Origin of the sequence: Streptomyces sp. SID3343 (assembly GCF_009865215.1) — a bacterium.
Classification (GTDB): domain Bacteria; phylum Actinomycetota; class Actinomycetes; order Streptomycetales; family Streptomycetaceae; genus Embleya.
Map to the genome: position 1 here is coordinate 1 of NZ_WWJX01001197.1, position 414 is coordinate 414.

At 68.8% G+C, this 414-nt stretch carries 1 protein-coding gene; it reads right to left on the reverse strand.

Annotation, left to right across the window (positions count from 1 at the left end):
- On the reverse strand, positions 1 to 414 hold a 414-nt coding region (locus GT354_RS37495; protein WP_161360851.1), incomplete at both ends, for a beta-ketoacyl synthase N-terminal-like domain-containing protein.

Genomic DNA, 414 nt, shown 5'->3' on the forward strand with positions numbered 1-414 from the left:
CCCCGTACCGTGCGCCTCCACCACATCCACATCACCCACCGACAAACCCGCACCCGCCAACGCCCGCCGAATCACCCGCTGCTGCGCCGGACCGCTCGGCGCCGTCAAACCGTTCGACGCACCGTCCTGATTCACCGCCGAACCACGCACCACCGCCAACACCCGCCGCCCACCACGACGCGCATCCGACAACCGCTCCAACAACAACACACCCACACCCTCACCCCACCCCGTACCATCCGCCGACGCCGCAAACGCCTTACAACGACCATCCGGGGCCAAACCACGCTGTCGACTGAAAGCCACCAGTGCGTCCGGGGTGGACATGACGGTGACGCCGCCGGCCAGGGCCATCGAGCATTCGCCGCGACGCAACGCCTGGGCGGCCAGGTGGAGGGCGACCAGCGACGACGA